We start from the raw sequence: 22,244 nt of genomic DNA, 5'->3' as shown, positions 1-22,244 counted from the left end.
TCCCAAGGGAAAGCGCTATGCGCTTTCCCCGGGAAAACCGTTTCACACTTTTCCTGGAATTGCTCTATCGCCTTCGCCACAGCCAAAAAGGCGCGATCGCCTCATCTGGATGAAAAATGGGCTTGGTCGACCTTCCCAAGTCGGCAGGTAGCGTCGCCTCGGGATCATGGTGCGCCCGGTCGAGAAGCAGCGGCCAAAGCCGATCCGGATCGACAGTTTCGGTCGACATGGGGTGTGGCTTGTTCTCGTGGGCAACAAGCCAGTGCAGTGCCTGAACCAGCCCCAGTCCCTCGGCGGTCCGGTGCTGCCAGAGATTGTCGCCGACCGAGGACAGGACACGGGCCAGTGACGTCCAGCCTTGCAGCGTAAACATGGCGTAGTGCCTGGGGCGCGTGCGGGACAGTTCCCTGGGCAATGAGCCGTCGGCCGCGACCTGGGCCGCTAATCTCTCCCGAGCATAAAGGCCGACCTTGGCCAGCGTGGCGCTGTCGCCAAGAAATGTGGCGATCGATGCCCGCTGCAGATCGTAAAATGTCCCTTGGTTGCTGCTGCTGTAGAAGGCCGTCGCGGCTGCCGGCGCGGTGTCCAGCCACTCGCAATAGGAGCCGAGCCAGGCTCTGAACGCCTCGCGATTCTCGTCGCCCAGCACTCCTGTTCGCTCGATCAGGCGCACGGCATCCAGGAAGAAATAGAAATCCTTCAGTTCGATGATGCCGTAGCCGGACCCTTGATTGGCGTCGTGGCCCGACCGCACCTGCGCATAGCGCAAATGCGGGTTCATTCTTGTCCTGGGATCGACAAACCATGCGCGGATCAGCCCCGCGGCATGAACGGCATAATGATGTCCACCAAGCACGGTTGCGGCCAGCGCAAGCACGGTTGTGTCATCGAAGACGCGCTGCAAGCGCGCGCGATCGTAGGTCTCGCTTCCGGCTTCATACAACGCCGTGCCGGCCACGCGTTCACCATCGCGCTGGATATAGGGCAGGCCATCCGGCCTGTCGGGGTCGGGCCACCAATAAGGCGCTGGGTGAAAATAGTCCTGGCGATCCCCGCTGGGGGCCAGGCCAGTCTTGTCGAGCACGCTGAACGGACCCCGGGCGAGCGCTTGTCCGGCCGCGACTTCGAGATGCCGCAGGATGGCCGCGTCCTTCGCCGCACGGGCAGCACCCAAGGCGTCGTCGTCATAAAAGGTCAGGCTGGAAGCATCAAGCCGAGCGGCGACCGCCCTGGCGTCGCATCGATCAACCATGTCGATAATCGCCTGATCGCGGCTGACCAGGCGCGCAACGAAGCCGGCCTTGCCGATTTCCAGATGCGAGCGCCCTGAATCCAGACGCGCCACCCAGCCCGCTTTCTGGAACAGCCCGGCATCCGCTGCCCGGGCCGGGCGCGGAAAATCCCAGGCGTCGTCGCGGTATCGGTTCCAGGAGCCGGGAACCCCCAACCTCCACAGCATCTCGATCTTTGGCCGCCTTCCGTAGCCATAGTTTTCGTCGAACAGCTGCGTGGTGTCGGCTCGAAATATGATCTGCGGCTCTTCCTCGGCCGGCGGCTGGAAATCCGGGCCCAGCAGAAGCGCGTTGTCGACAATGCGCGCCATGGGCACCACGGCGTATGGAAGGTGCGGGTTGTTCTCGATCGCGGACCGTATCTGCTGGAACGCAGACCCTGTCAGGTAGCAGTTTCCGTCCCAGGGCATCAGCCACTTTGCCCTGCCGCGGGCAATCGCGAGCGCGGCGTTGCGAGCGCCGTTATTGTTCATCACATAAAGGTTCTTGCTGCGGCGAATGTGCGTTTCGTAACGTGCGGTGTGGCCCCCGCTCGCCCGGCCTTGCTCTGAGAATCTGAGGTCGCCGGCAGCAATCTGGTCGAGATCCCAGGGTATCTTCCGATACGCATCGAGTTCGAAGGGGATTGTGTGAAAACTCTGACGGCGGCTTTCGAGCAGGCCGATGATCCGGGTCTCCTCGTCGGCGTCGACTATCCGGTTGACGATCCAGAATTTCTCGCACGCCTCGAAAGCCGGTTCGTTGTCCAGAATGAACAGCACATTGTCGAATGACTGGCCTTTGCGGTGTCGTGGTTCCAGATCGTTGCCGATGATCCGGACGAGCATGAAAGTGTCGGCAGTCTGCGAGATCGGCGACGCCGTATAAGTCTCGCGGGCGGCCTCGATCCGCTTGCCGAGGCCGCGTCGGTATTCAGCGTTCTGCTTTGCCGAAATGAGCGCGCTGCTCAATGTCGACCACGGCGATTGCAATTGCGTGCGCACACGGTTGAGTTCGCGATGTATCTTTGGCCAGGACGACAGCTTTGCCTTTCCGGGCCGTGAACTCATGGCAGTATGCCGGGAGCCCAAGTCCCGATCGCCGCCTCCGACACGCGCGCAGTTTCGGCAACCATTCCGGTTTCGATTTTGGACCATTTCTGATCGTGAGGCGACCAAGCCCCGCGTTGTCCAACGCGATCAATCATGGAAACGTCTCATGCATGCAACTTTGCGAAATGTCCTGCTTACGGTTTCACGGCCTCGGCAATGGCAGGTTGCCAGACAATACAGACAAGACAATGCGATAAATCAAATCTGAAAACCACATACCATGGCAAATGCCGCGGCATCGGCGATGCGCCTTGTCACCAAGGCAAGCTCGCAGAAGATTTCGCCCGTAATCGCAATTTTTCTTTGAACCAATTTCTCCCGAGGCGCGACCAAGCGATGTGTCCAAACATGGTCCATCAAGGAGAACGTCTCATGTTTACTGTTTCAAGAAACGTCCTTTTGGCCGCCATCGCCGTTTCGGTGCTGGCCGGCTGCAAGACAACCAGTCCCAGGGAATGCGACAGGCTGAAGCCTGGCGTCACCTACAACGGCAAATGCTGCGGTCTCGGAGAGCCTTGTCGCGAAGGCAAGGGCGGCACGCCGGACAGGCCGGGAAATACACCTGATCCAGAGCCGCAATGATCTGATCGCCTGCGGCCCGGTTCAGGCCGGGACGGTTCGCGCCAAGGAGCTTGCCCGTGGTTCGATGAACCCAAAGCTCTTCGTGCAAAACCCGAACTGTCTGGTTTGGATGGTGGGCGTGACAGGGATTGAACCTGTGACCCCTGCAATGTCAATGCAGTGCTCTCCCGCTGAGCTACACGCCCATCCGAAGCCGCGCATACACCATTTTTGATCCAGCGCGTCAATAGCAGGAAAAAGGAAAGAAGGCGTCGTCTCGCCGCAGCGGCGAACGGGCGCCGATGCCTAAAGCGCGCCGCGCTTTAGGTCTTTGTTTCATGTCGTTTTCCCAAAACCGGGACCACTTTTGGGCGATATGCATTGGCTCAGAAAGCGGCTCAGGCCGCCTGCAGCATCTTCTCGACCTCGTTGACGAGGTCGCGCAGATGGAACGGCTTCGACAGCACCTTGGCGTCTTTCGGCGCCTTGGAATCCGGGTTCAGCGCAACAGCGGCGAAACCGGTGATGAACATGACCTTCAAATCAGGATCGATCTCGGTGGCGCGCCGCGCCAGTTCGATGCCGTCCATCTCCGGCATGACGATGTCGGTCAACAGCAGCGAGAACGGCTCCTCGCGCAGCCGTTCATAGGCGCTGGCGCCATTGTCGAAATCGCTGACCTGGTAACCGGCGCGCTCCAGCGCCTTGACGAGGAACCGACGCATATCGTCGTCGTCTTCCGCCAGAAGAATGCGTGCCATGATATCCCGTCCGAATCACCCGCCCGAGATTGCCGTTGGGCAAGCCCGTTAACCATCCTGTATATGAGGAGGTGAGGGTAAACATCAAGTGAACGACGACGGCGATGATCCATATTTGCCCGGCGGCGTGGCCGCTGAAATGCTGGACACGCGGCCAGCAAGGTGGCACTTTCATATCATGATGCACTGGTGTTTTCGGGTTCGCTCAAATTGAAGACGGCAGCCGAGGATTTTTCGGTCTTTCCACCCTTCGAAATCCGGTCGGGCGCCGAGCAGCGCGTCCCCTTCCTCTTCAACTCACCGCATAGCGGCCGCTACTATCCCGAACGCTTCCTGGCCATGGCGAGGCTGGACCGCAACGCCATCCGCCGGTCGGAAGACTGTTACGTCGATGAGCTGTTCGGCGGCGCCGTCGCACTCGGCGCGCCGCTGCTGGCAGCGAATTTCCCGAGGGCCTATCTCGACGTCAACCGTGAGCCGTGGGAACTCGATCCGCGCATGTTCGCCGAGCCGGTGCCGTCCTTCTGCAACATCCGCTCGGCGCGGGTGGCGGGCGGGCTTGGCACGGTGCCGAAGCTGGTCGGCGAGGGGCTCGACATCTATTCCGGCCGCCTGCCGCTGGCCGAAGCGGTCGCCCGCATCGAGGCCGTCTACAAACCCTATCACGAGACACTGAAGCGGCTTTTGACCAGGACCCATGCGCGGTTCGGTTTTGCCGTGCTGATCGACTGTCATTCGATGCCGGCGAGCATCCGGGTCGGCGACAGCGGCCTGCGGCCCGACTTCATCATCGGCGACCGTTTCGGCATCTCGGCTACCGCGGCCTTGACCGAGACCGCGATCGGCCTGCTCACCGCGATGGGCTATACGGTCGCCCACAACAAACCCTATGCCGGCGGCTTCATCACCGAACACTATGGCCGCCCGGCGCGCCATTTGCATGCGCTGCAGATCGAGGTCAATCGCGGGCTCTACATGAACGAGCGGACATTCGAGAGGGCCGTTGGCTTCGACGCGCTGGCCGACGATTTGACGCGATTTTCAGCCGACCTGATGTCGATGCCCGATCATCATTTCGTCGACCTGCCGCTGGCCGCGGAGTGAGATCCGCCCTGTTTTTATGCATGTCGTTGCCCAAAAACCGCTGCGCACCCTCGGGTCAGGCCCGTGGGCGTGCTTTTGGGCGACATGCATTGGAAATCGCGGCGTAAAAAAAGACCGCATCGTTTGCACGATACGGTCGAAGTCTAGGGAGGAAACGCCCAAGGAGGGCATGGACAGGAAAACCTGTCCGAGGATGAGGGTATTGTGCGCTGCACAAATGTCAAGCGACCTTCAGGCTTTTTTAATTCACTCTGATGTGGAAATTGCGTTTCGACGATGCTGGCGTGATATTTTGGCAACAGATGCCGTCACGGAAAAGGTGTCGAACACCCTTGTTTTGGCACGAAATTGGCGGCAGAGCACGGTTCAGGCATGCTGCAATGCGGGAGAATCAGTTGGACATCAGCATCGATTTCATGCGCCGCATCGCGCAGGCGGCGGCGGCGGAAACCCTGCCGCGCTTTCGCAGTCAAGGTGCTGTCGCCAACAAGGAAAAGGGCAGTTTCGACCCGGTCACCGAGGCTGATCGCGAGGCCGAGCGCGCCATCCGCGCGCTGATATCGGCGCAGTATCCCGACCATGGCATTCTTGGCGAGGAGCATGGCAGCGAAAACATTTCGAGCCGGCATGTCTGGGTGATCGACCCGATCGACGGCACGCGCGCCTTCATCTCCGGCCTGCCGGTGTGGGGGACGCTGGTCGGGCTGACGGTCGACGGTGACGCCGTTGCCGGCATGATGTCACAGCCCTTCACTGGTGAGCTTTTCTACGCCAACGCCTCGGGTTCCCACTATGAGGGGCCGGGTGGCCCGCGCAAGCTGACAACCCGCAAGACGACAAAACTGGCCGAGGCGACGCTGTTCACCACCACGCCGGCGTTGTTCAAGGGCGAGGCGCGCAATCGCTACGACCAGTTCGAAAAGCAGATACAGCTCGCCCGTTACGGCGCCGATTGCTACGCCTTCGCCATGATCGCCTCAGGAAGCGTCGACATCGTCGCCGATCCCGGATTGAAGCCCTACGACATCGTGGCACTGATCCCGATCATCGAGAAGGCCGGTGGTGTCGTCACCACATTCGACGGCGGGCCGGCGGAAAACGGCGGCGACGTGCTCGCGGCGGCGACGCCGGAGCTTCATGCGGCCGCCATGGCTGCCTTGCGGGGCTGAGGTCATCACGACTTCTTTGTCTTGACGCAAATCCCAAGGGAAAGCGCGACGCGCTTTTCCCGGGAAAACCGCTCCACACGTCCTGCAGCGATGCGGGCTGTCAGAATCTTTAGCACTTTGCGTGCCGCGGGCGCTGGCTGGCTCATGCAACTGACAACAGGGTGTCAGTAGGCACAATTTATGGAGCCAGAAGGAGGACCAGACATGCCGACGCACTCAACAGCCAGCCGCGCCATCGACATTCCGGCGGACGGCCGAAGCGATTTCGATTTCTTTCCCGGCAAGTGGGATGTCAATCATCGAAGGCTGCAAAGACGCCTGGCGGGTGACACCAACTGGGACGTATTCGGCGGCACATGCGAGGTGCGCCCGCTGCTCGGTGGCCTTGGCAATGTCGACGACAATGTGATCGAACTGCCGCATGGCGCTTATCGTGCCGCCACGGTGCGGACCTTCGATCCGACGACGAGACAATGGTCGATCTGGTGGATCGATGGCCGCAATCCCCTGACCATCGGCGTGCCGATGCGCGGCGCGTTCGTCGACGGCGTCGGCACATTCCTGTGCGAAGACGTCTTGGACGGACGACCGATCCGAGTTCGTTTCCTCTGGTCGGAGATCGAGCAAAACACGGCGCGCTGGGAGCAGGCCTTTTCACAGGATGGCGGCACCAGCTGGGAGACCAACTGGGTCATGGAGTTTTCCCGCCAGCTCTGAACCAGCGACCGGCGCCTATCAGGCAGTCGGGTCGTCGCTGCCGGGAATGAAGGCATCGAAGGCGGCGAGCAACTGCTCGCGGTAGATGTCGGCTTCCTGCAGGATTTCGTGACGGGCACCATCGATCATCAGCAGCGAACCGAGCCGCAGACGCCTGGCGTAGGCTTCCACGGCCTTGGTCGAGACGACCTGGTCGGCGCCGGCGGCGATTATCAGCAGAGGGACCTGAATCCCGGCCATGAAGTCGGGGTCGCTGACGGCTTCGGATGCCTCGGCCGCCGCCTTCAGCCAGCGGATCGTCGGGCCGCCAAGCGCCAGTTGCGGATACTCTTCGTAGATCCGCGTGTTGCGCCGATAGCGCTCCGGATCCGACGTCAGCTTGTTGGTCTCGAAAGGAGCTGTCACATTCGGCCGCGGACCCCAGGCGGCATAGAGCCGGCCGAGGCCGAGAGCGCAGAACAGCGAACAGACGCGGCGAACGGTTGATATCGAGACCGGCAGATCGGGCAGCGTCAGGAATGGCGCGATCAGCACCATGCGCCGCACGCGGTTCACCATCGACGGCGCGGCAAGCAGTGTGATCACCGCGCCCGCCGAATGGGCGAGTATGTAGTATGGCCCGCGGCAGTCGGGCAGCACGATCTCCTCGAAGAACTGTTCGAGATCTGCCGTATAGTCGCGGAAGCTCCTGACATAGCCGCGCTGGCGATCACGGATCAGCCGGTCGGAATCGCCCTGGCCGCGCCAGTCGAGAGTGGCGATGCCAAAGCCGCGATCGGCAAGGTTGCGGATGGTTTCGAAATATTTCTCGATGCACTCGTTGCGGCCGGTGAGGAGGACCACGGTGCCCTTCATCGGGCGAGCGACCGCGCCGAACAGGCCATAGCGGATATTCTTGCGGTCACGCGTGGTGAAGAAGCCGCCGGTGGCGTTTTCCGGCCGCGGATTGCCCTCAATTTCGTGAAAAAGGGAGTTCTCGGTGAAAAGATCCGTCATTCGGCGCTTCGTGCTCGGCGTCTCGCATGCCCGCCTGCGCTGGCCGGCTCCGCTAAGGTGATAGACGCCCATGCGCCAAAAGCCAAGGAATTCCCGGTGACGGGAGGCTGCAACGGGGAAGGCCGGAAGCCGCTTGAACGCGTGCTTCCGGCCTCTGTCGATCCGGGAGGAAGGGACGTTACACCCGGTTCGGCCTCGTTTGCGGTGCCTGTTGTGCAATCGGCGCCGCCAGTCCTTGATCCTGGAATGCAGTTTAGTGCCGGCTGTCTGAACGCGCGCCGAAGCGCTGGTTCATCTACCGTTCATCAAGGACAAGCCCCGCGGCTTTTGCCTTCAGGTGAAATCTTGAAATGCTTTCGAGCGCTCCCCAAATGTCTGATGCGGTCGCCAATGTCGGGGCCGCTGGTCCAGCCGAAACGCCGCTCAAGGGTTTCGCACCGGCCATACGCAAACCATGTTGCTCAACAGGAGAACACCTCATGCGTCACGTTGATTTTTCCCCGCTTTATCGCTCCACCGTCGGCTTCGACCGTCTCTTCACCATGCTCGATTCGCTTGCGCAGCCGGATGGCGCGCAGACCTATCCGCCCTACAATATCGAGCGCACCGGTGAGGATTCCTATCGCATCTCGATGGCGGTTGCCGGCTTCTCGGACGAGGAAATCTCGATCGAAGCCCATCGCAACGTGTTGACCGTGAAAGGTGAGCGCAAGGACGAGGGCACCGGTGAAGGGTCCGAACTGCTCTATCGCGGCATTGCCTCGAGGGCTTTCGAGCGCCGCTTCCAGCTCGCCGATCACGTCGAAGTCGTCGGTGCTTCGCTGAAGAACGGCCTGCTCTTCGTCGACCTCAAGCGGAACATTCCCGAGGAGCTGAAGCCGCGCAAGATCGCCATTACGGCGTCTTCGGCCAAGGCCAAGCAGATCGAGGCCAAGACCGCCAACTAAACCAATAGCCTCCCAAGGCAAAGGCGGTGCCGAGAGGCGCCGCCTTTTTTGTTGTCCGGGATATTGATTATCAGGCGATCAGCTGGCCAAAGCGGTCGACTTCTTCGGCCGTCGTCGCGAAGCTGGTGACGAAGCGATAGAGCAACTCGTCTTCACCGATATGGCCGTCAAACCCATGCGGCTTGTGCCAGTCGTAGAAGGCAGCGCCGGCTGCCTGCAGCTTTTCGGCTTCGGCTTTCTTGATCACCGCGAACACCTCATTCGCCTGCGGCGGCCATGCCAGCTTTGCCGTAGCCGAATCCTCGATCGCCGCGGCAAGGCGCGCGGCCATGGCGTTGGCGTTGCGGGCGGTTTCCAGCCACAATCCATCCTTGAAATAGGCCTCGAACTGCGCCGCGACGAAGCGCGATTTCGAAAACAGCTGGGCGGCGCGCTTGCGCAGGAAGGCCAATTCCCTGGCGCGATCAAGATCGAACAGCACGATCGCCTCGGCGCACCAGCAGCCGTTCTTGGTGCCACCGAAGGAGAGGACGTCGACGCCGCGTTTCCAGGTCATTTCGGCCGGTGTCGTGTCGAGCGCGACAAGCGCATTGGCAAAGCGGGCGCCGTCCATGTGCAGGGGCACCGAATGCTGTTTGGCGATCGCCGAGATCGTCTCGATCTCATTCAGCCCGTAGATGGTGCCGACCTCGGTCGACTGGGTGATCGAAACAGCCATCGGCCGTCCCCAATGGACGATTTCGGGCGCGAAACGGCCGATGGTCCTTTCCAGATTGTGCGGGTCGATCTTGCCCAGCGCGCCATCGATGGCATGCAGGCGCGAGCCGCCGGAAAAATATTCCGGCGCGCCGCATTCATCCTCGATGACATGCGATTCACGGTGGGCGAAGGAAATGCCGCCTGGCTTGTTGTAAGTGGTCAGCGCCAGCGAGTTGGCGGCCGTGCCGGTGGCCACGAAGAACACCGCGACCTCGCGTTCGAAAATCTCGCTGAAGCGCTGATAGACGACCTGGTCGAGCGCACCGTCGCCATAGGCGGTGGAAAAGCCGCCGGAATTAGCTGACAGGCCGGCGGCAATATTGGGATGGGCGCCTGCCCAATTGTCGGAAGCGAAGAACATGCATCTGCCTGTGTCTGGGGAACGGGTTTTGGGGAAATCAGCCTGAAGTTGACCGGTTTCGCGCGCTGATCGCAAGGGCCAGACGCTGGAAAATCGGTAACGCCAGCCAGCCCGCAAGAAAATGGGCCAGCGACTGAAGCTTACGTTTTTCCTCAACTTCACGACATTTTCTGTCGCGAAAAGCCCAAGTTTTTTGCGAATCGGTCTTGTGTGCGTCCGGGATTTCTGTCATAAAAATTTAGGACAGTAGTGCTGTCTTATTTTGTCGCACAAAACAAGCTGGATTGGCGTATCATTTGGGCCTCTCCGGCTGTTGCTGCGAGCGACAGGTGGACGGCCAGACTCTGGCCTGTACGAATACGAACCGTGCGGAAAGCCGCCTGGTTCGGCAAGGATTTCGCAAGACGTGCCGCAAGGATCGGGGTGAGCCAAGCGCTTGCCGAGGCAAACCAGCGCCTGAAGGGCTGGAATGGAGGACAGGAGATGACGGACATGACGCACTCTGCGACGAACGGCCAGGCCGCGCAGACGAAAGCGGCAACCGTCAAAAATACGCTCCGAACCAATAATGGCCGAACCAACACCGGCTTTTCGGCCCAGGGCCTCTACGATCCGCGCAACGAGCATGATGCCTGCGGCGTCGGCTTCATCGTCAACATGAAGGGCGTGAAGTCGCATCAGATCGTCAAGGACGGGCTTGCCGTGCTCGAAAACCTGACCCATCGTGGCGCCGTCGGTGCCGATCCGCTGGTCGGCGATGGCGCCGGCGTGCTGGTGCAGCTTCCCGACCGTTTCTTCCGCGAGGAGATGGCAGCCCAAGGCATCGACCTGCCGCCGGCGGGCCAGTACGGCGTCGGACACTGGTTCATGCCGCAGGACGCAGCGCTCCGCGCCCATATCGAGGACATCATTGCCGAATCGGCCCAGTCCGAGGGGCTTCCGCTCATCGGTTTCCGCGATGTGCCCGTCGACAATTCGTCACTGTCGAAGGCGCCCGACATCGTCGCGTCCGAGCCCTTCCATCGCCAGGTCTTCATCGGCCGCACATCGGACATTACCGATGACGAGGAGTACGAGGCCAGGCTCTATCTGCTGCGCAAGGTCATATCGGGCCGCATCTATGCCGAGAACGACAACAAGGACATCGGCTCCTATTGCGTGTCGCTGTCGGCTCGCACCATCGTCTACAAGGGCATGTTCCTGGCCTACCAGGTCGGTGACTATTACAAGGACCTGATCGATCCGCGCTTCGAGACGGCGCTGATCCTCGTCCACCAGCGCTTCTCGACCAACACTTTCCCGTCATGGAAGCTGGCGCATCCCTATCGCATGGTCGCCCATAATGGCGAGATCAACACCGTGCGCGGCAACAACAACTGGATGGCGGCGCGGCAGGCTTCGGTCGATTCCGAACTGTTCGGCAACAACATCTCGAAGCTGTGGCCGATCTCCTACGACGGTCAGTCCGACACCGCCTGTTTCGACAATGCGCTCGAGTTTCTGTTCCAGGGCGGGTACAGGCTCAGCCATGCCATGATGATGCTGATCCCGGAAGCCTGGGCCGGCAACAAGCTCATGGATGCCGATCGCAAGGCTTTCTACGAATACCATGCAGCACTGATGGAGCCGTGGGACGGACCGGCGGCGGTGGTCTTCACCGACGGCCGCCAGATCGGCGCCACGCTCGACCGCAACGGACTGCGCCCGGCGCGCTACATCGTCACCGACGACGACCGCGTCATCATGGCCTCGGAAGCCGGCGTGCTGCCGGTGCCGGAGGAGAAGATCGTCAAGAAGTGGCGGCTGCAGCCCGGCCGCATGCTGCTGATCGACCTCGAGAAGGGGCGCATCGTTTCCGATGAGGAGCTCAAGTCGGAGATCGCGACCAAGCATCCCTACAAGACCTGGCTCGCCAACACGCAGCTCATCCTCGAAGATTTGAAGCCGGTCGAGCCGCGCGCGCTGCGCAAGGATGTCAGCCTGCTCGACCGCCAGCAGGCGTTCGGCTACAGCCAGGAAGACACCAAGCTGCTGATGTCGCCGATGGCGACGACGGGCCAGGAAGCGGTGGGCTCGATGGGCACCGACACGCCGATCTCGGCGATGTCGGACAAGTCGAAGCTGCTCTACACCTATTTCAAGCAGAACTTCGCCCAGGTCACCAACCCGCCAATCGACCCGATCCGCGAGGAGCTGGTGATGAGCCTGGTGTCCTTCATCGGGCCGCGGCCCAACATCTTCGACCTGGTCGGCAATTCGCGCCGCAAGCGGCTCGAAGTGCGCCAGCCGATCCTGACCAATGGCGATCTCGAAAAGATCCGCTCCATCGGCCACACCGAGGACCGCTTCGACACCAAGACGATCGACATCACCTATGGCTCCGCTGAAGGGGCCGCGGGCATGCAGGGCGCCATCGATCGCTTGTGCGAGCGGGCGGAGGCGGCGGTCGCCGGCGGTTACAACATCATCATCCTGTCCGATCGCCAGGTCGGGCCGGACCGCATCGCCATCCCGGCGCTGCTGGCGACGGCCTCGGTCCATCATCACCTGATCCGCAAGGGGCTGCGCACCTCGGTCGGCCTCGTCGTCGAATCCGGCGAGCCGCGCGAAGTGCACCATTTCTGCTGCCTCGCCGGCTATGGAGCCGAGGCGATCAACCCTTACCTCGCCTTCGATACGCTGCTCGACATGCACAAGCGTGGCGAGCTGCCGAAGGAAGTGGACGCCTACGAAGTCGTCTCGCGCTACATCAAGTCGATCGGCAAGGGCATCCTCAAGGTGATGTCCAAGATGGGCATCTCGACCTACCAGTCCTATTGCGGCGCGCAGATTTTCGACGCCATCGGCCTGAAGACCGATTTCGTGCAGCAATACTTTACCGGCACCGCGACGCTGATCGAAGGCGTCGGGCTGGACGAGATCGCGACCGAGACGCTCAGCCGCCACAATGACGGCTTCGGCAACGACCCCGTGCTGCGCAACAGCCTCGAGGTCGGCGGCGAATACATGTTCCGCATGCGTGGCGAGGCGCATATCTGGTCGCCCGATGCGGTCGCCACCTTGCAGCACGCCGTGCGCCAGGGATCGTGGGAAACGTTCAAGGACTATTCCGCGCAGATCGACAGCGAGACGGCCCGCGCCCAGACCATTCGCGGCCTGTTCAGGCTCAAGCTGGCCGAGGAAACCGGCCGCCAGAAGGTGGCGCTCGACGACGTCATGTCGGCGGCCGACATCGTCAAGCGGTTCTCGACCGGGGCGATGTCATTCGGCTCGATCTCGCGCGAAGCGCACACCACGCTGGCACGCGCCATGAACCAGATCGGCGGCAAGTCGAACACCGGCGAGGGCGGCGAAGAAGCCGACCGCTATTTGCCATTGCCTGGCGGCGGCAAGAACCCCGAACGCTCGGCGATCAAGCAGATCGCCTCGGGGCGTTTCGGCGTCACGGCCGAATATCTCGTCAATTCCGACATGATGCAGATCAAGGTGGCGCAGGGTGCCAAGCCCGGCGAGGGCGGCCAGCTGCCCGGCCACAAGGTCGACGCCACCATCGCCAAGGTCCGGCATTCGACGCCGGGCGTCGGCTTGATCTCGCCGCCGCCGCATCACGACATCTATTCGATCGAGGATCTGGCACAGCTGATCTACGATCTGAAGAACGTCAATCCGGCCGCCGACGTGTCGGTCAAGCTGGTCTCGGAAGTCGGGGTCGGCACGGTTGCGGCGGGCGTCGCCAAGGCACGCGCCGACCACATCACCATCTCGGGCTATGATGGCGGCACCGGCGCTTCGCCGCTGACCTCGCTCAAGCATGCCGGCAGCCCTTGGGAAATGGGCCTTGCCGAGACGCACCAGACGCTGGTGCTGAACGGTCTGCGGTCGCGCGTTGCGCTGCAGGTCGACGGCGGGTTGCGCACCGGCCGCGACGTCATCATCGGCGCGCTGCTTGGTGCCGACGAGTTCGGCTTCTCGACCGCGCCGCTGATCGCGGCCGGCTGCATCATGATGCGCAAGTGCCATCTCAACACCTGCCCGGTCGGCGTCGCGACGCAGGATCCGGTGTTGCGCAAGCGCTTCAAGGGCACGCCCGAGCATGTCATCAACTTCTTCTTCTATGTGGCGGAAGAGGTGAGGGAACTGCTTGCCGAGATGGGCTACACCCATATAGACCAGATCATCGGCGACACCGATCTTCTGGAAAAGCGCGACCTGATCGTGCATTGGAAGGCCCGCGGTCTCGATTTCTCGAAGATGTTCTTCAAGCCGGATGCGCCGCATGAATCGGTGCACTGGACCGAACGGCAGAAGCACCCGATCGACGACGTGCTCGACCGCAAGCTGATCGAACTGGCAAAGCCGGCGCTCGAAAGCAAGCTGCCGGTCAAGATCGAGGTCGACATCCGCAACGTCGACCGCTCCACCGGCGCCATGCTGTCGGGTGAAGTGGCCAAGCGCTTCAAGCACAAGGGACTGCGCGAGGATACGATTTCCGTGAAGCTGACCGGCACCGCCGGCCAGTCTTTCGGTGCCTTCCTGGCGCGCGGCATCTCGTTCGAGCTTGTCGGCGCCGGCAACGACTATGTCGGCAAGGGCTTGTCGGGCGGACGCATCGTCATCCGGCCGCCGGAAGAGGCCAAGATCGTCGCCGCGGAGTCCATCATTGTCGGCAACACCGTGCTTTACGGCGCGACCGAGGGCGAGGCCTATTTCGCTGGCGTCGCCGGCGAGCGTTTCGCCGTGCGCAATTCGGGCGTGGCGGCCGTCGTCGAAGGCGTCGGCGACCATGGCTGCGAGTACATGACCGGCGGCATCGTCGTCGTCATCGGCCAGACCGGCCGCAACTTCGCCGCCGGCATGTCGGGCGGCGTCGCCTATGTGCTCGACGAGGCGGGCGATTTCGCAGAACGCTGCAACATGGCGATGGTCGAGCTGGAACCGGTGCCGGAAGAAGACGATTTGATGGAGAGGCTGCTGCACCATGGCGGCGACCTCGATCACAAGGGCCGTGTCGACGTCTCCGGCGACATGACCAGCCATGACGAGGAGCGGCTTTACCAGCTGATCTCGAACCATGTGCACTACACCGGGTCGGTGCGTGGTCGCGAGATCCTCGACGACTGGACGACATTCCGGCCGAAATTCCGCAAGATCATGCCGGTCGAATACCGCCGCGCCCTGATCGAGATGGAGCGCATGCGCATGGGCGTGGCGGCGGAATAGGCTTTTGCAATTGCCGGGGAGCCCAGGCTTCCCGGCTGGATGTCACCGACAATTTGACCTCTTGTGGAAGGTTGCCATGGCTGCCTCAAGAGGTTAACGGGTGCGGCGAAAACCGCACCATCTGGACAGCAGGAACTGGACTATGGGCAAGGTAACAGGCTTTCTCGAAATCGACCGGCAGGTGCACAAGTACCAGCCGGCCTCCGACCGCATCCGGCATTTCCGCGAATTCACGCTGCCTATGTCGGACAAGGAGGTCGAGAAACAGGCCGCGCGCTGCATGGATTGCGGCATTCCGTTCTGCCACGGACCGACGGGTTGCCCGATCCACAACCAGATTCCGGACTGGAACGACCTCGTCTACAATGGCGACTGGGACAACGCGATCCGCAACCTGCATTCGACCAACAATTTCCCGGAATTCACCGGCCGCATCTGCCCCGCGCCCTGCGAGGAAGCCTGCACCCTGAACCTCGAGGACATTCCCGTCGCCATCAAGACGGTCGAGCAGGCGATCGCCGACAAGGCCTATGAAACCGGCCATATCAGGCCCTATCCGCCGGAGAAGAAGACCGGCAAGCGTGTCGCCGTCATCGGCTCCGGCCCTGCCGGCATGGCCGCTGCCCAGCAGCTTGGCCGCGCCGGCCACGACGTCCATGTCTATGAGCGCGAGAGCCGGCCCGGCGGGCTGATGCGCTACGGCATTCCCGACTTCAAGATCGAGAAGCACTATATCGACCGGCGCATCGAGCAGATGCAGGGCGAGGGCGTGACCTTCCATTGCGGCGTCAATGTCGGCGTCGACAAGCCGGTTGCCGAGCTGCTCGCCGAACATGATGCCGTGCTTTATTGCGGCGGTTCCGAAACGCCGCGCGCGGCCGGCATTCCCGGCGACGATCTCGGCGGCGTGCATGACGCGATGCCCTATCTGGTGCAGCAGAACAGGCGTGTCGGCGGCGAACCGATCCAGTCGGTGGCGTGGCCATCGCATCCGATCATCGCCGGCGGTCAGCATGTCGTCGTCGTCGGCGGCGGCGATACCGCGTCCGACTGTGTCGGCACAGCTTTCCGCCAGGGCGCGGTGCGCGTCACCCAGCTCGACATCCGCCCGCAGCCGCCGGAGAAGGAAGACAAGCTTTCGGTCTGGCCCTACTGGGCGACCAAGATGCGCACCTCGTCCTCGCAGGCCGAAGGGGCGGAGCGCGAATTCCAGGTGGCGACGCTCGAATTCATCGGCGAGGAAGGTCAACTGACCGGCGTCAAGTGCTGCGAGGTCGACGAGAAGCGCAAGCCGATCGCCGGCACCGAATTCGTCATCCGTGCCGATCTCGCCTTCATCGCCATCGGCTTTGCCGGGCCGGCTGCGGCCGGGGTGGCTGAGGAATTGGACGGGCAGATGAAGATCGCCACCGACAGCCGCCGCTCCAGGAATGTCGAGGCCAATGACCGCGACTACAGGACCAGCGTCGACAGGCTCTATGCGGCCGGCGACGTGCGTCGTGGCCAGTCGCTGGTCGTGTGGGCAATCCGCGAGGGCCGCCAGGCGGCGCGTTCGATCGACGAAGCACTGATGGGGTCGAGCGTTCTGCCCCGCTGAGCGTTTTTAGCGATTGATGGCGGTCGTAGTGTCGGTCGTGGCTGCGGCCTTGGGCGGCGGCCAGGAGAAATCGTCGGCGCGGCCGGGCGATGCAATCGGTGCCTTGCCCTCGACCACGAGCTTTTCACCAGGCAGATCCGGGTTGGCCTTTGCTGGCGGTGCCGCGCCGAGCAGTTCGGAGCCGCCATCGAGTGCCGGATCGCTGAGCAGCATTGGCGCGGTGCGGTCGATGACGATGGGTGCCGCGGCCGGCGCCGGCGCCTCGACAGGGGCGCCCGCCGGAGCGGTCGCTGGGGCCACGCTTCCAGGCGCGGCGAGGCCCAGGATCTTCAACAGCGGTTTTTCGGTATAGAAGGCGAGCTTGCGCTTGCCGGCCTTCGAGACGTTGATGCCGTCATCGGCGCGCAGCCGCACCGGCTGACCGTTGATGTCGGGGCCGCTGGTGACGAAGGCGCCATTCTCGTCGACGAAGCCGTCCCAGACGTCGACGAATTCACCGCCGTTGCTTTCGGCGGCCTGATGGTAGATGTCGTTGAAGGCAAGCATGTCGGAGGTCATCTTCGGCACCCGGAACGCCGGCATGCCGACCCACAGGAACGGCACCTTGGCAGTCGCTATGGCCTCGCCGAGCGCCTCGGTGCGGCGCTCATATTCCTCGGTCCAGTTTTCGGAACGGGGCTGTTCGCGCACGTCGCCCACTTTCATCTGCTGGCGGTCGTTCGAACCCAGCATGACGACCACGGCGGCGGGCTTTTCGGCCTCGATCAGCGTCGTGATTTGTTCGGGCCAGTTGTAGAAGTCGTCGCGCACGAAGCCGGACGAGCCATTGCTGCGAACGACGATCCTGACGCCGGCATTCTCGGCAAAAGCGGTGTCGAGGCCTTCGGCGAGGCCGGCCGCCATGAAGTCGCCGACCACCAGGACCGTGCGGGCATCCGGCGCTTTTTCGACCACCGGAGTTTCCGGCTCCGCGGGCGGGCGCGGGGCGCGGGGTTTTTTCGCCTTGGCCCTTGGCCTTGCCTTCTGGATATCCTGCGGCGGCTCGACCCGCTCGCTGCGGCGCGGGAACAGAAGGTCGCGCAACGACCAGCCGCGGTTTTGCTGCTCCTGAGCCATGGCCGGCGCATGAAAGGCGCCAGCCACGCCGACGGCGAGCACGATGACGGCCAGCATGAGCACCGGCATGCGACGAACAAGTCCTGCGATGCGCGCAGCCGAAGCCAATCGTTTCCTCCATCCCTTGGCGCAGTTCTGCCAGAAAATCGCGTCGATTTTTCGGCAAAGCCCGCGCCAACCAGATTGCTACAGTGTCCTTCGCGCGCCCGGAAGGCCGCGCGGCAACCGCAGGCGGCTTTATTTCTGCCGGAGCCACTTCAGCACTTCCATGCTCGGATAGCCATCCTGGGCCAAGCCGGCCCTGGCCTGGAAGGCCAAGATGGCTGACTTCGAGCCGTCGCCGATCTTGCCATCGAACTTGCCGTCGTAAAGGCCATGCTGGGAAAGCCGCTTCTGCAGCTCCTGCCTTTCCTCGAAAGTGAGTTTGGTGAAAGGCCGCTTCCAGTCCTGCACGAGACCGCTGGAGCCGGCGATTTCGTCGGCAAGAAGACCGACGGCCAGCGCATATTTGTCGGCGTTGTTGTAGGCTTTGATGACTGAGAAGTTCTTGATCATCAGGAAGGCCGGCCCGTTGCGGCCGTCCGGCACCTTCAGCGTCGCCTTGTCGGAGCCGTTCTTGAACGGCTTGCCGTTGGCCCTGACCACGCCGAGCGCCTGCCATTGCGACAGTGTTTTCGAGCCGCCGGGAAGCTTTCCAGCCGGCAAAGCAACCTCGTAGCCCCAGGTTTTGCCGGCCTGCCAGCCATTCTTCTTCAACAGGTTGGCGGAGGTCGCAAGCGCATCGGGAATCGAATTCCAGATGTCGCGTTTGCCGTTGCCGTCCATGTCGACGGCATAGTGCAGATAGCTGGTCGGGATGAACTGGGTATGGCCCATGGCGCCGGCCCAGGATCCGCTCAGATGGCTTTCGTCGATATCGCCGGTCTGCAGGATCTTCAGCGCGGCGATCAGCTGGGTGCGGGCGAATTTCGCCCGCTTCGGATCGGCATAGGCCAAGGTCGCCAGCGAGCGCACGACATTGCGCATGACGTCGTCGCGCTTGAGGATCTCGCCATAGTTCGATTCCATCGACCAGATGGCCAGCAGGATGTAGCGGTCGACGCCGAACCTGGCCTCTATCCGATCCAGCCACGGCTTCCATTTCTTGGCCATCTGCTGGCCGACGGAGACAGACTGGTCATGGACGCGGTTGTCGAAATAGTCCCAGGCAGGTGCCGTGAATTCAGGTTGCGTGCGCGCCTTTTCCAGCACCACCGGGTCGATATCCCTGATATTCCTGAAGGCCTGGTCGTAGAGGACACCGGAAACGCCGCTCTGCACGGCGGTGGCACGGAAGCCGGCGACCCATTGCCGGAAACCGGCATCGGCGAAAGCGGGGGCAGGCATCAGCAGAGCGAGCGAGAGGCTGGCTGCCGCTATGACGCTGGTAAAACGTTTTGCGGCATTGCGAACGGACATCTTTACCTCCTTCTCTGTCTCAGGAAAGACCATTCATCGCCGAACCAGGTTAGGAATTAGTTTACCATAGGTGCCACCGGGAACGAAAAGACGCCTCGAAGCTTTACCGGTGAACATTTCCCTCAGTCGCCCAGGTAGTCCTCAATTCCGGCGTGAAAATGTCTTGAAACGGGGATTGCGGAGCTGCCCATCAAACGGATAATTGACAGTATGAAGAGAGTTCGCAAGGCAGTCTTCCCGGTCGCCGGTCTCGGCACACGGTTTCTCCCGGCCACCAAGGCCGTCCCCAAGGAAATGCTGACCGTCGTCGACCGACCGGTGATCCAGTATGTGGTGGATGAGGCGCGCGAGGCCGGCATCGAGCATTTCATCTTCGTCACCGGCCGCAACAAGGCCGTCATCGAGGACCATTTCGACATCCAGTTCGAGCTCTACGACACGCTGGCCCAGCGCGGCAAGGACGACCAGCTCGCCCGCCTGCAACGGCTGCAGCCGGCGCCGGGGCAGACCAGCTTCACCCGTCAGCAGGTGCCGATGGGGCTTGGCCACGCCGTCTGGTGCGCCCGCGAGCTAGTCGGCGACGAGCCCTTCGCGCTTCTGCTGCCCGACATGATCATGCAGTCGGAGAAGAGCTGCATGAAGGCAATGGTCGAACTCTACGAGGAGACCGGCAACAACATCATCGCCGTGCAGGAATGCGATCCCGCCGACGCCCACAAATATGGCATCGTCGGCCGCGGCGAGGATACGCATCACGGCTTCCGCATCACCGAGATGGTGGAAAAGCCGAAGACCGGCACCGCGCCATCCAACCTCTACATCAACGGCCGCTACATCCTGCAGCCCGAGATATTCAAAATCCTCGAAGGCCAGGAAAAGGGCGCCGGCAACGAGATCCAGCTCACCGACGCGATGCTGAAGCTGGAAAAGCAGCAGCCCTTCTATGGCTACCCCTATCAGGGTCGCACGTTCGATTGCGGATCGCCGGAAGGTTTTGTCGAGGCCAATGTCGCCTTCGCGCTGTGGCGCAGCGACATGAACGAGAACATGGCCGGCATCATCCGCACGCTTCTCGATGAGCTGAAGCCATCGGAGCGCCGTGGGGCAGCGTTCTAAGTCGATGTCGATATCCAGCCGGCCCGTGAAGGGCCGGATGTGATCTCAACGCACGTTTGGCACGCAGGCCTCAGCGTTGCACCTTCACGCCGAGGAAGATGCTGTTGGCGGTGTAGTCGCGGCCCGGCAGATTGCTGGTCAGCTTCTCGGTCCTCACCCTTGTGGTCAGGCCTGCATAGCGGTTCAGCCACCAGGTCAGGCCGGCCTCGGCGCTCAAAACCCTGTCATGGCCGTCGATGCCGACATAATCGCGCCAGTCGAGGCCCAGCGCCGCGTTTGCGGTGAGATTGGCGCGAATCTGACGCTCACCGGTCAGGCGGCCGGAATAGAGGATGTCGCCGCTTTCGCCTGATGTGGTCGTGGGCTCGACGGTGGTCTTGCCGGTCAGGCCGATGATGGTGCCGCGCTCCGGCGACCATTTGAGGTCGGCGTTGACGGTGGCACCCGAAATCGCATCCAGGTTTTTGTCATCGATCGCTTCCCTGAGCCAGCCGGCCGAGAATTCACCCGACAGCTTCTCACCCATGTCGAGCTCAACGCCGGCGCGGGCGCCGAGCCGCGTCGACGAGCGCTCGAAGCCTTCATTGTCGATGCGCTGATCATAGGTCCGGCGGCCGACTTCGATTTCGGTGAAAGGGGTGAGGGCGGGGGAGATCTCGTAGCCGGTGCGCAAGGTCGCGGTGTAGAGCGTGGAGTCTTGATCCTTCTGCGACAGCGAGGTGCCGTTTGAAAGCTTGGCGTCGCCATAGAAGTCGTGCGAGACCGCGCCGGTCAACGTGTACTGCATCTTGCCGACGTGCTTTTCGAGGGCCAGGCTGCCATCGACGGTCTGTCGCAGCGGCTGCTTGCTGACGCCTGCGATGGCGTCGGGCGATGACGCCGATTCCGGTACGGCCTCGTAGCCGAGCTTGGCGATGGCGCGCAGTTCGTTGTCGAGGTCGACATTGAGCTGGCCTTCGATACGTCCTTGCTCGTTGTGAACGGGGTAGCCCGACACGGTCTCGCGAAACAGGCCATAGCCGTCGATCGTCGCGGAGTTCTCGCGCCAGTCGGAGGCGGCGGAAAAGCGCAGCGCCGTTTCGGATAGCAGCGCCGATTTGCCGGCATTGCTCGAATCGCCGTTCGATGTGGCGGTCAGGCCCTGTTCGATCGTCGGCCGGATGACGAAGGAGCCCCATTTGACGCCGGTGGCGGCGAACGGATCATCCTCCGGCTTCTTTTTCTGGCCCTCGATGGCGTCCGTGCGCTCCGCTCCCGGGTCGAGCTTCTGCTTGTCGGTGCTATCGATGGTAAGGGCTCGGCGGTTGGCCGTCTCCTCATCGGTGTCTGCGCCATCGGTGGCGTCCGCCGTGGAGGCGGTCGTGGAAGCGGTGATGTTGGTGGTGTCGGTCGTCGATTTCTTCTTCTTTTTCGACTTGTCGGCAGCCTTGTCCTTGGCCTGGTCGGCCGCATTCTGCCCGGCGGTCGACGAGCGGCGGCGAGGCTTCGGCGGCGCCGCGATGTCGGCGGACGTGTCGTCGGTGGCTGCCGGCGGGTCAAAAACGCTACCGGTGGCAGTTGCGTCGCCGGTGTCCGTGTCGTCAGGCACGGCACCGGCGCTGGCCGGCAGATAGGTGCGGGCCGGCACATTATCCTGCACAGCGTCGGTCGGCGCCTGACCCTGCGCTGCCAAAGCGAGTTGTCTCGCTTTGCGCTGCTGGTCGGACAGGATTGCCGATTCCGAAACTTCGCCACGCAGTTCCGTTTCCTGCGCATGGAGCACCGTTGGGCGCAGCAGAGCAAACATGCTGGTCGCCAGCAGCAAGGCGCAGACCGCCTTGCCCTTTCGTCCCGTCGAATTTTCTGGCTGGACCCCGGACATCGCCACCACTGCTTGCGCGGCGCACGCGCGCCATACTTACCGAACCGTAAATGGGGATGGTTAACGGAGGGTTGAGGCGGCGGCCCGTCAGCCGCATGAAGCGCTGATTTCCAAACGG

Annotated in this window: 16 protein-coding genes and 1 tRNA gene; 8 read left to right on the top strand and 9 right to left on the bottom strand. The window is 62.4% G+C overall.

Annotated elements, in window-relative coordinates; translation table 11 throughout:
* Nucleotides 1–64 precede the first annotated feature (64 nt).
* A complete protein-coding gene (locus ACFOJ9_RS26755; RefSeq protein WP_378982985.1) occupies nucleotides 65–2,341 on the bottom strand; it encodes an alginate lyase family protein in 2,277 nt (758 codons plus the stop codon).
* 414 nt (nucleotides 2,342–2,755) lie between these two features.
* Between ACFOJ9_RS26755 and ACFOJ9_RS26750 the strand changes: the two genes are divergently transcribed.
* A complete protein-coding gene (locus ACFOJ9_RS26750) occupies nucleotides 2,756–2,965 on the top strand; it encodes a hypothetical protein (protein WP_378982983.1) in 210 nt (69 codons plus the stop codon).
* Nucleotides 2,966–3,075: 110 nt separating this feature from the next.
* On the opposite strand, the gene ACFOJ9_RS26745 is transcribed toward ACFOJ9_RS26750, so the two are convergent.
* Both ACFOJ9_RS26745 and cpdR read right to left on the bottom strand, forming a co-directional pair.
* Nucleotides 3,076–3,150, bottom strand: a tRNA-Val gene (locus tag ACFOJ9_RS26745).
* Nucleotides 3,151–3,342: 192 nt separating this feature from the next.
* Nucleotides 3,343–3,705 (bottom strand): cell cycle two-component system response regulator CpdR, encoded by a 363-nt coding sequence (gene cpdR / locus ACFOJ9_RS26740; RefSeq protein ID WP_006199474.1) that lies wholly within the window; start codon nucleotides 3,703–3,705, stop codon nucleotides 3,343–3,345.
* 162 nt (nucleotides 3,706–3,867) lie between these two features.
* Between cpdR and ACFOJ9_RS26735 the strand changes: the two genes are divergently transcribed.
* From ACFOJ9_RS26735 to ACFOJ9_RS26725, 3 genes are all read left to right on the top strand, one after another.
* Nucleotides 3,868–4,809 (top strand): N-formylglutamate amidohydrolase, encoded by a 942-nt coding sequence (locus tag ACFOJ9_RS26735; RefSeq protein ID WP_378982980.1) that lies wholly within the window; start codon nucleotides 3,868–3,870, stop codon nucleotides 4,807–4,809.
* A 395-nt stretch (nucleotides 4,810–5,204) separates the two neighbouring features.
* A complete protein-coding gene (hisN, locus tag ACFOJ9_RS26730) occupies nucleotides 5,205–5,978 on the top strand; it encodes a histidinol-phosphatase (protein WP_378982978.1) in 774 nt (257 codons plus the stop codon).
* A 204-nt stretch (nucleotides 5,979–6,182) separates the two neighbouring features.
* A complete protein-coding gene (locus ACFOJ9_RS26725; protein WP_378982975.1) occupies nucleotides 6,183–6,695 on the top strand; it encodes a DUF1579 domain-containing protein in 513 nt (170 codons plus the stop codon).
* Between the two features lie 18 nt (nucleotides 6,696–6,713).
* Here the strand turns inward: ACFOJ9_RS26725 and ACFOJ9_RS26720 are convergent, their stop codons facing one another.
* Nucleotides 6,714–7,691, bottom strand: coding sequence for an alpha/beta fold hydrolase (locus ACFOJ9_RS26720; protein ID WP_378982972.1), 978 nt, complete (start codon nucleotides 7,689–7,691; stop codon nucleotides 6,714–6,716).
* Between the two features lie 479 nt (nucleotides 7,692–8,170).
* Between ACFOJ9_RS26720 and ACFOJ9_RS26715 the strand changes: the two genes are divergently transcribed.
* Entirely contained in the window at nucleotides 8,171–8,638 is a 468-nt protein-coding gene (locus tag ACFOJ9_RS26715) for an Hsp20 family protein (RefSeq protein WP_109659260.1), read from the top strand.
* Between the two features lie 70 nt (nucleotides 8,639–8,708).
* Here ACFOJ9_RS26715 and ACFOJ9_RS26710 read toward each other — a convergent pair whose 3' ends face one another.
* Together ACFOJ9_RS26710 and ACFOJ9_RS26705 are read right to left on the bottom strand one after the other, a co-directional pair.
* Nucleotides 8,709–9,758 (bottom strand): threonine aldolase family protein, encoded by a 1,050-nt coding sequence (locus tag ACFOJ9_RS26710; RefSeq protein WP_378982969.1) that lies wholly within the window; start codon nucleotides 9,756–9,758, stop codon nucleotides 8,709–8,711.
* Nucleotides 9,759–9,795: 37 nt separating this feature from the next.
* Nucleotides 9,796–9,990, bottom strand: coding sequence for a hypothetical protein (locus ACFOJ9_RS26705; protein WP_378982966.1), 195 nt, complete (start codon nucleotides 9,988–9,990; stop codon nucleotides 9,796–9,798).
* Nucleotides 9,991–10,241: 251 nt separating this feature from the next.
* On the opposite strand from ACFOJ9_RS26705, the gene gltB reads away from it, so the two are divergent.
* Both gltB and ACFOJ9_RS26695 read left to right on the top strand, forming a co-directional pair.
* Nucleotides 10,242–14,978, top strand: a complete 4,737-nt coding sequence (gene gltB, locus ACFOJ9_RS26700) for a glutamate synthase large subunit (RefSeq protein ID WP_378988078.1) — start codon at nucleotides 10,242–10,244, stop codon at nucleotides 14,976–14,978.
* 142 nt (nucleotides 14,979–15,120) lie between these two features.
* The gene (locus ACFOJ9_RS26695; protein ID WP_378982963.1) at nucleotides 15,121–16,575 is read left to right on the top strand and encodes a glutamate synthase subunit beta; all 1,455 of its coding nucleotides are present in this window, start codon (nucleotides 15,121–15,123) and stop codon (nucleotides 16,573–16,575) included.
* A 6-nt stretch (nucleotides 16,576–16,581) separates the two neighbouring features.
* Here the strand turns inward: ACFOJ9_RS26695 and ACFOJ9_RS26690 are convergent, their stop codons facing one another.
* Together ACFOJ9_RS26690 and ACFOJ9_RS26685 are read right to left on the bottom strand one after the other, a co-directional pair.
* Nucleotides 16,582–17,799 carry an SGNH/GDSL hydrolase family protein gene (locus ACFOJ9_RS26690; protein ID WP_378982961.1) on the bottom strand — a complete coding sequence of 406 codons (1,218 nt, stop codon included), beginning with the start codon at nucleotides 17,797–17,799 and terminating at the stop codon, nucleotides 16,582–16,584.
* A 129-nt stretch (nucleotides 17,800–17,928) separates the two neighbouring features.
* Entirely contained in the window at nucleotides 17,929–19,149 is a 1,221-nt protein-coding gene (locus tag ACFOJ9_RS26685; RefSeq protein WP_378982957.1) for a lytic murein transglycosylase, read from the bottom strand.
* Between the two features lie 210 nt (nucleotides 19,150–19,359).
* Between ACFOJ9_RS26685 and galU the strand changes: the two genes are divergently transcribed.
* Nucleotides 19,360–20,265 carry a UTP--glucose-1-phosphate uridylyltransferase GalU gene (gene galU, locus ACFOJ9_RS26680; RefSeq protein ID WP_378982955.1) on the top strand — a complete coding sequence of 302 codons (906 nt, stop codon included), beginning with the start codon at nucleotides 19,360–19,362 and terminating at the stop codon, nucleotides 20,263–20,265.
* Between the two features lie 70 nt (nucleotides 20,266–20,335).
* On the opposite strand, the gene ACFOJ9_RS26675 is transcribed toward galU, so the two are convergent.
* Nucleotides 20,336–22,126 (bottom strand): outer membrane beta-barrel protein, encoded by a 1,791-nt coding sequence (locus ACFOJ9_RS26675; RefSeq protein ID WP_378982953.1) that lies wholly within the window; start codon nucleotides 22,124–22,126, stop codon nucleotides 20,336–20,338.
* Nucleotides 22,127–22,244: the final 118 nt, after the last annotated feature.

This window comes from Mesorhizobium cantuariense, from assembly GCF_042647205.1.
GTDB lineage: Bacteria > Pseudomonadota > Alphaproteobacteria > Rhizobiales > Rhizobiaceae > Mesorhizobium > Mesorhizobium cantuariense.
This window is presented reverse-complemented; position numbering and strand designations above follow the sequence as displayed.

Coding starts and splice junctions, on each gene's coding strand:
- cpdR (WP_006199474.1), bottom strand. CDS start 3,705: ATGGCACGCATTCTTCTGGCGGAAGACGACGACGATATGCGTCGGTTC.
- ACFOJ9_RS26750 (WP_378982983.1), top strand. CDS start 2,756: ATGTTTACTGTTTCAAGAAACGTCCTTTTGGCCGCCATCGCCGTTTCG.
- ACFOJ9_RS26715 (WP_109659260.1), top strand. CDS start 8,171: ATGCGTCACGTTGATTTTTCCCCGCTTTATCGCTCCACCGTCGGCTTC.
- ACFOJ9_RS26685 (WP_378982957.1), bottom strand. CDS start 19,149: ATGTCCGTTCGCAATGCCGCAAAACGTTTTACCAGCGTCATAGCGGCA.
- galU (WP_378982955.1), top strand. CDS start 19,360: ATGAAGAGAGTTCGCAAGGCAGTCTTCCCGGTCGCCGGTCTCGGCACA.
- ACFOJ9_RS26675 (WP_378982953.1), bottom strand. CDS start 22,126: ATGTCCGGGGTCCAGCCAGAAAATTCGACGGGACGAAAGGGCAAGGCG.
- gltB (WP_378988078.1), top strand. CDS start 10,242: ATGACGGACATGACGCACTCTGCGACGAACGGCCAGGCCGCGCAGACG.
- ACFOJ9_RS26720 (WP_378982972.1), bottom strand. CDS start 7,691: ATGACGGATCTTTTCACCGAGAACTCCCTTTTTCACGAAATTGAGGGC.
- ACFOJ9_RS26695 (WP_378982963.1), top strand. CDS start 15,121: ATGGGCAAGGTAACAGGCTTTCTCGAAATCGACCGGCAGGTGCACAAG.
- ACFOJ9_RS26710 (WP_378982969.1), bottom strand. CDS start 9,758: ATGTTCTTCGCTTCCGACAATTGGGCAGGCGCCCATCCCAATATTGCC.
- ACFOJ9_RS26705 (WP_378982966.1), bottom strand. CDS start 9,990: ATGACAGAAATCCCGGACGCACACAAGACCGATTCGCAAAAAACTTGG.
- ACFOJ9_RS26755 (WP_378982985.1), bottom strand. CDS start 2,341: ATGAGTTCACGGCCCGGAAAGGCAAAGCTGTCGTCCTGGCCAAAGATA.
- ACFOJ9_RS26725 (WP_378982975.1), top strand. CDS start 6,183: ATGCCGACGCACTCAACAGCCAGCCGCGCCATCGACATTCCGGCGGAC.